The sequence below is a fragment of the Frankia sp. CcMO1 genome, from assembly GCF_977945845.1.
In genome coordinates, this window is sequence record NZ_CDWTMG010000250.1 from 1 (window position 1) to 6,841 (window position 6,841).

6 protein-coding genes, 1 pseudogene and 1 riboswitch are annotated in these 6,841 nt (G+C 72.5%); of the genes and pseudogenes, 3 read left to right on the plus strand and 4 right to left on the minus strand.

Annotation, left to right across the window (positions count from 1 at the left end; translation table 11 throughout):
* From AC08OU_RS20875 to AC08OU_RS20890, 4 genes and pseudogenes are all read right to left on the minus strand, one after another.
* On the minus strand, window positions 1-552 hold a 552-nt coding region (locus tag AC08OU_RS20875), incomplete at its 3' end, for a hypothetical protein (RefSeq protein ID WP_476605614.1).
* Between the two features lie 177 nt (window positions 553-729).
* Window positions 730-1,206 carry a PASTA domain-containing protein gene (locus AC08OU_RS20880; RefSeq protein WP_476601814.1) on the minus strand — a complete coding sequence of 159 codons (477 nt, stop codon included), beginning with the start codon at window positions 1,204-1,206 and terminating at the stop codon, window positions 730-732.
* Window positions 1,207-1,213: 7 nt separating this feature from the next.
* Window positions 1,214-1,648, minus strand: a complete 435-nt coding sequence (locus tag AC08OU_RS20885; protein ID WP_476601815.1) for a PASTA domain-containing protein — start codon at window positions 1,646-1,648, stop codon at window positions 1,214-1,216.
* A 442-nt stretch (window positions 1,649-2,090) separates the two neighbouring features.
* Window positions 2,091-2,756, minus strand: a pseudogene (locus AC08OU_RS20890) (protein kinase domain-containing protein); the annotation flags it as partial.
* Window positions 2,757-3,072: 316 nt separating this feature from the next.
* Window positions 3,073-3,186, plus strand: a riboswitch (TPP riboswitch).
* Here AC08OU_RS20890 and AC08OU_RS20895 point away from each other — a divergent pair.
* The 3 genes from AC08OU_RS20895 (at window position 3,182) to AC08OU_RS20905 (ending at window position 6,645) form a co-directional block, all read left to right on the plus strand.
* Window positions 3,182-4,207 carry a thiazole synthase gene (locus AC08OU_RS20895; RefSeq protein ID WP_476601816.1) on the plus strand — a complete coding sequence of 342 codons (1,026 nt, stop codon included), beginning with the start codon at window positions 3,182-3,184 and terminating at the stop codon, window positions 4,205-4,207. (Overlaps the previous riboswitch by 5 nt.)
* The gene (gene thiH / locus AC08OU_RS20900) at window positions 4,204-5,370 is read left to right on the plus strand and encodes a 2-iminoacetate synthase ThiH (RefSeq protein WP_476601817.1); all 1,167 of its coding nucleotides are present in this window, start codon (window positions 4,204-4,206) and stop codon (window positions 5,368-5,370) included. The genes AC08OU_RS20895 and thiH overlap by 4 nt, the downstream gene beginning before the upstream one ends.
* A 39-nt stretch (window positions 5,371-5,409) precedes the next feature.
* Window positions 5,410-6,645, plus strand: coding sequence for an NAD(P)/FAD-dependent oxidoreductase (locus AC08OU_RS20905; protein ID WP_476601818.1), 1,236 nt, complete (start codon window positions 5,410-5,412; stop codon window positions 6,643-6,645).
* Window positions 6,646-6,841: the final 196 nt, after the last annotated feature.

The following is a 6,841-nucleotide window of genomic DNA, read 5'->3' on the forward strand; positions in this document are numbered from 1 at the left end:
CGACACCTGGAGGTCTTCGACCTGTCGTTTGACGCCGTACAGGGTGTCGCCGGGCAGCGCGTCTCCCGAGCTGACCGCGAGGGCCGCCGTGGTGACGGCGGCGGTGAGTGCTCCGGCCAGCAGTGGTCGAGCGGCCCGGGCCATCCTGCCCCGGCCGGAGACACCGGAGGCGGAGACACCGGAGGCACCGGTCCGGCGTACCCACCGCGCGTCGACCGGGTCGTTTCCCGGCAGTTCATGATCGACGCTCTCGGGAGACGCGCGTGTGGGACGGATTCTCGTGGGACGGGCCTCGGTCTCGTGGCTCCTCACGGAGGTGCCGGGGAAACCGGCGGCGGGGGAACGGACGGGATCGCACGCCGGGGAGCCGGTGACGGTGGCGAACAGCTGTCCGCGCAGGGCGGCGCGCCGTGCCGGATGCAGCCGCGGCGACGGCAGGTCCCGGAGGGCCGCCACCGTGTCGATCAGCCGCACGTCGGTCTCGTCGTGCGAGGGGCGCTGTCCGTCCAGCAGGTCGGCGACCCGCTCAGCCCCCCGCCCACCGCCGGCCATGCCCCGCCACCACGACCCCCGCCACCACTGAGACGTCGGCCGCCGCGAGCCGGCGGGCCACCGGCCACGACCACGCGCTGCCTTCACGCCGTCGTCCCCCCGGGGAACCGGTCGCGGATCTCTCGCCCGCCGCACGATTCGTCGCACAATGTGATCAACCTGGTGGGGGATGGCGGCTCAGTCGAGGGGGTCCCACGTTGTGTTGACGTGCACGGTACTTCCTTTTTCGATTTTGGCCCCGGCCTGGGCGGACTGCGACGTCACCCGGTCGCCCGGCCCGCCGATCCAGCCGATACGGTCGATCTTCAACCCCCGGCGCCGCAGGATGTTCTCGGCTTCCCGGTAGCTCTTCCCGACCACGTTCGGCACGGGGACCTGGATCCCGCTGCCGTCGCCCCCGGAACCGTCGTCGTCGTCGAACCTGCCGGCCTCGGCCACGGTGAGGGTGACGGTGCCGCCGGGTGAGATCGGCTGCCCCACGTCGGGAGAGACCCCGAAGACCTGACCGGGCTGCACGGCGTCGTTCACGGCACCGATACGCTGCACCACGAGGCCGATGTTCAGGCCGACGAGCTCGGCCCTGGCCTCCTCGAACGACTTGCCGATGATGTCGGCCGGCACCGGCTTCGCCGCGGGGCCCGTCGAAGTGATCACGACGACCTTAGTCCTTCGGCTTGAGTGCGGTGCCGGCCCCGGGGTTCGTACCGATCACATGGCCCGCCGGCACCGTGTCACTGGACTGTGGGCTCAGGCCGCCGAGGGTCAGGTTCACTTCGGCCAGCCGGGCCTTGGCCTGGGCCTCGGTGAGGTTCGCCAGGTCCGGCACGCGCACCGTCGCGGGCCCGGAGCTCAGCCGCAGGGTGATGAGCGCGCCCTTGTTGACCTTCGACCCGTCCTGGGGATCCTGCTGGGAGACGTGGCCGACCGGCACCGTGGCGCTGGTGACCGGGTCGAGGTAGGTGAACTGGAAGCCGGCGTCGCGCAGCATCTTCTCGGCGTCGGATCTGCTCAGGTTTGTCAGCAGCGGGACCTCGGTCCCTCCGCCGGACAGGGAACGGAACGCGAGGATCCCGAGCAGCAGGACCAGGACGGCCACGCCACCGACGACGACCGGGATGAGCCCCCGGGAGCGTGGCGATGCGGCGGCTCGTCGCTGCCCGCGCCCGCCACCACCCCCCGAGATAGGCCGTGGCGGTCGGGGAGGGCGGGGAGGCGGATCGATAGAGCGCGCCGGTGCCTGGCTGGCCCGGCCCGGCACCGGCGAACGCGCGCTCCGCGGCGGCCCCCGCCCCGGCGCCCTGGGAGTCGTCGTAGTCCTCGGCCTGGAATGGCTGGGTGTACCCGGGATCCCGAGCCCCTGGAGGCCGCTCGGCCAACCCGATCCGTTCGATCTCGCCGGTGAACCCGCTCGGGTAGGCGTCCTGCGGGGGCAGGAACGGCTCGATGCGCCGCAGCTCCGCCAGCAGCGCCGCACCATCGGCCGGCCGGCGCGCCGGGTCGCGGGCGGTGGCCCGGAGAACAAGACCGTCCAGCTCGGCGGGAATGCCCTCGATCATGGTGGACGGCGCCGGCACGTCGCCGTGGACGGACTGGTAGGCCACCGACATCGGGGTGGCGCCGCTGTGCGGGAGCTGCCCGGTCAGGGATTCGAAGAGCACCACACCGGCGGCGTAGACGTCGCTGCGGGTGTCGGCGACGCCGTGGGTGACCTGCTCAGGGGCGAGGTACCCGACAGTGCCCATCACCACTCCGCCGGTGAGTGCCTGGGTGGGCTGGCTCACCGGACGGGCGAGGCCGAAGTCCGCGACCTTCACTTGGCCGTCGTCACCGAGCAGGATGTTCTCGGGCTTGATGTCGCGGTGGATGATGCCGGCGGCATGCGCGGCGCCGAGGGCTTCGATCACGGGCTCGATGATCTCGATGGCCTCGGCGACCGGGAGCCGGCCCTGGGCACCCAGGTGCTGGCGCAGCGACCGGCCGCGCACCAGCTCCATCACCAGGTAGTTGACCAGGCCGGCGGGGATGTGGTCGGAGCCCTGGTCGAGGACGGAGACGACGCGCGGGGTGTTGAGCCGCGCCACGGCCTTGGCCTCGCGATGGAAACGGGTGACGAACTCCGGGTCGTGATTGAGAGTGGGATGCATGACCTTGAGGGCAACGAGCCGGTCCAGCCGGTTGTCGTGCGCGACGTACACCGTCGCCATCCCGCCGACGGCGAGCCGTTCCTGCGCCGTGTAGCGGCCGTCGAGAAGCCGACCTATGACGGGGTCGGCCACGGTGGCATCCACGAGGGAGAGTTTACGATCGTTGCCGAAGGATGCCGCTACCGGAGCCCCGCGAGGTTAACCCGGATACGCCGTTCGAGCGAGAAGTACCTCGTCGCGCAGCATGGTGTCTACCGGATGAAACCCGGATGCCCACATTGAATCGGCTCCCGAGGTCGAGATGATCGTCGACGGGCGCAGATCGGCGTCGCGGCGGGACACCCGAAGCCGCGGCCAGGGAGCAGCGGTTACACTGTCGATTGCTCCGGGGAGCCCGCGGACGTGGGCTGAGAGGCCGGCCAGTATCCCGTCGGCGACCCGTATACCCGATCGCGGTCATGCGCGCGTGGGGAGGATGAAAGATCGTGCCGCAGCACCCACTACGTCCTGCCGGCTCCCGTCCCGGTGATTCTCCTCCCGATGGTTCCTGTCTCGGCGGCCTCGCCGGTGAAGGTGCCTCCTCCGGTGGCGACGCCGACGCCGACGCCGACGGCGGGGGTGGGGGCGGTGGTGAGGCCGGGCACGGTGCCGCGGGGGCGGACGATCTCGTCATCGCCGGGCGGTCCTACGGCAGCCGGCTGCTGATCGGCACCGGGAAGTTCGCGAGTCACCAGGTGATGCGGGACAGCCTCGTCGCCTCCGGTGCCACTATCGTCACCGTGGCGCTGCGCCGGGTCGACATCGGCCGGATCGGTGACGGCGACATTCTCGACTTCATCCCGCGGTCGATGACCCTGCTGCCCAACACCTCGGGAGCGGTGGACGCGGCCGAGGCGCTGCGGCTGGCCCGCTTCGGGCGGGCGGCGACGGGCACCGGTCTGGTCAAGCTGGAGGTCACCCCGGATCCGCGCACCCTGGCGCCGGATCCGGTGGAGACCCTGCGCGCCGCCGAGCTCATGGTGGCTGACGGCTTCACGGTTCTGCCCTATTGTTCGGCCGATCCGGTGCTGGCCCGCCGGCTGGAGGAGGTCGGCTGCGCCACCGTGATGCCGCTGGGCAGCTGGATCGGCTCGAACCGCGGGCTGCGCACCCGGGACGCGATCGAGGCAATCGTGGCGAGCGCCGGGGTGCCGGTGGTGGTGGACGCCGGGCTCGGGGTGCCCTCGGACGCGGCCGAGGCGATGGAGATCGGCGCGGCCGCGGTGCTGGTCAACACCGCCATCGCGGTGGCCGCCGATCCGGCGCGCATGGCGCGGGCCTTCGCGCTCGCCACCGCCGCCGGCCGGCTGGGTTTCCTGGCCGGCCGAGGGGCCGCCGGCCCGGCCACGGTGGCGTCCGCCTCCTCCCCGCTCACCGGGTTCCTCGGCGCCCACCCGTCACCCGCGTCGCCCGCGCCCTCGGCGTCCCCGGTACCCGTGCCGGCGGCGGTGGTGGGCGAGGCGTCCAGGTGAGCGCCCCGCCAGGGGAGTTCGCGCGCGAACTTGCCGGTCACGACCTGGCCGGGCTGTCCGCGATGTCGCGGCGGGCCACGTCCGCCGAGGTGGGCACGGTGCTGCGGCGGGTTCGGCCCGGATCCGGCGGGTCAGCCACTCCCCGGATCGGTCTCGCGGAGCTGGCGATCCTGCTCTCACCCGCGGCCACCGCCCGGTTGGAGGAGCTGGCGATTGCCGCCCGGGAGGCGACCCTGCTCCGGTTCGGTCGGGCGGTCCGGCTGTTCGCCCCGATGTACGTGTCGAACGCCTGCCTGTCGTCCTGCACCTACTGCGGCTTCGCCAAGGGCCTGCCGGTGGTGCGCCGCACGCTGGGTATCGAGGAGGTGGTAGTGGAGGGACGCCTGCTGGCCGACCGGGGGTTCCGTCATCTGCTGCTCGTCTCCGGCGAGCATCGCGTCGAGGTGTCGGCCGACTACCTCGTCGCGGTGGTCGAGCGGCTGCGGCCGATGTTCCCTTCGATCAGCATCGAGACCCAGACCTGGTCGGACGACACCTATGCCCGGCTGGTGCGTGCCGGGTTGGAGGGAGTCGTCCATTACCAGGAGACCTACGACCGGGCCCGCTACGCCGAGGTGCATGTCGCCGGCTGGAAGCGTGACTACGACCGGCGGCTGTCCTCGTTCGAACGGGCCGCGCGGGCCGGGGCGCGCCGGCTCGGGATCGGCGCGCTGCTCGGGCTCGCCCCGGACTGGCGCGCTGACGTGCTCGCGCTGGCCGCGCACGCATCCTTTCTCTCCCGTCGCTACTGGCGGACCGAGGTCTCGATCGCGCTGCCGCGCATCAAGCCGAGTGCCAGCGGGTTCCCGCCGGTCGTCGTCGTCGGCGACGCGGAGTTCGTCCAGGCGTACGCGGCCCTGCGCCTGTTCGAGCCGGACCTGGCGCTGTCGCTGTCGACCCGGGAGCCGGCGGTGCTGCGCGACGGGCTCGTCCGCATCGCCGTGACCACCATGAGCGCCGGTTCCTCCACCGAACCCGGCGGCTACACCACGCCCGGCACGGCCCAGGAACAGTTCTCGATCTCCGACGAGCGTTCGCCGGCACAGATCGCCGCGATGCTCGCCGAAACCGGGTACGAGCCGGTGTGGAAGGACGCCTTTCCGCTCGTCGACCCGGTGCGGTGACGGCGGCCCGGCGTCGCGGGTCATCGATAGTCTGCTCGAATGCAGCGAATAGTCGTCGTGGGCGCGGGAATGGCGGGGGGCCGGGCCGCCGCCGAGGTGCGCGCACGTGGTTTCGCGGGAGAGGTGATCCTGCTCGGGGCGGAGCCGCACCGGCCCTACGATCGTCCGCCCCTGTCCAAGGCCGTGCTCTCCGGCCGTATCGACGACACGACGTTGCCCTTCGACCTCGACGGGGTCGAGGTGTGCCTCGGGCGGCGGGCGACCGGCCTGCGACCGGGCACCGTGGAGACCGACACGGGGCCGCTGGACTACGACGGCCTGGTGCTGGCGACGGGAGCTGAGCCGGTAACCCTGCCGGGCGACGGCCCGCAGCGGGTCCTGCGTTCCATTGACGACGCCCGGCGCCTGCGTGACGCTCTGCGCCCCGGCGTCCGGCTCGTCATCGTCGGTGCCGGCTGGATCGGCGCGGAGGTCGCCACGGCGGCGGCAGCGATCGGTGCCGAGGTCACCGTCGTGGAGGCGGCCGCCTCGCCGCTGTTCGCCGCGCTCGGCGCGCAGGTGGGCCGGTGCACGATCGCGTGGTACGCCCGGGCCGGGGTCACCCTGCGCCTGGCTACGGCCGTGGAGCGGGTCACCCCCGACGGGCTGGTGCTGGCCGGCGGTGAGGAGCTGATCGCGGACGAGGTCGTCGTCGGCGTCGGGGTGCGGCCCGGTATCGCCTGGCTCCCCGGTTCCGGGCTCGCCCTCGACCGGGGAGTTGTGGTCGACGAGCATCTCGCCGCCCAGTGGGCCCATGGTGCCGACGATGCCGACGGCGACCCGCCGCCGGTGGTCGCGGTCGGTGACTGTGCCGCCTGGTGGTCGCGTCGCTACGGGCGGCGGCTGCGGGCCGAGCACTGGGACTGCGCCCAGCAGTCGCCCGCGGTCGCGGTCACCACGCTGCTCGGTGGGGAGGCCGTCTACGACCCGGTGCCCTACTTCTGGTCGGAACAGTTCGGCCGCATGGTGCAGTTCGCGGGACTGCCCTCGGCGGAGGCCGACCTGGTGTTCCGGGGCGATCCGGGCGTCGTCGTGCCGCCCGGCGGCGGGCGTCCGCCCGGCTGGTCGGCCGGGTGGTTCGCCCGGGACGGCCGTCTCGAAGCGCTGGTCACCGTGGGGCGCCCGATGGACATGGTCGCCGGTCGCCGGTTGATGGCGGCCGACGGTATCCCGGATCGGGAGCGTTTCGCCGATATCTCCGTGTCGATGAAGGAACTGGTCGCGGCAAGTCGATGACGCCCGGTGACGGCCCGGTGTTCCCGGTGTTCCGGCTCTTCGAAGTTAAGCGGGTTTGAGGCATCTGCGGGCTCGGCGGGTGGTTGCGCAGCGTGTTCGTAGCGCCGGTTTTCGGGGTTGCGGTAGCCGAAGGCGATGCGGGCGGCGAGCTTGATGACCCGGTTGTGGGCTTCGCCGGCGGCTCGGGTGATGCCGC

Excerpts from the sequence above, each read along its gene's own strand:
- AC08OU_RS20905 (WP_476601818.1), top strand. The coding sequence starts at position 5,410 with ATGCAGCGAATAGTCGTCGTGGGCGCGGGAATGGCGGGGGGCCGGGCC.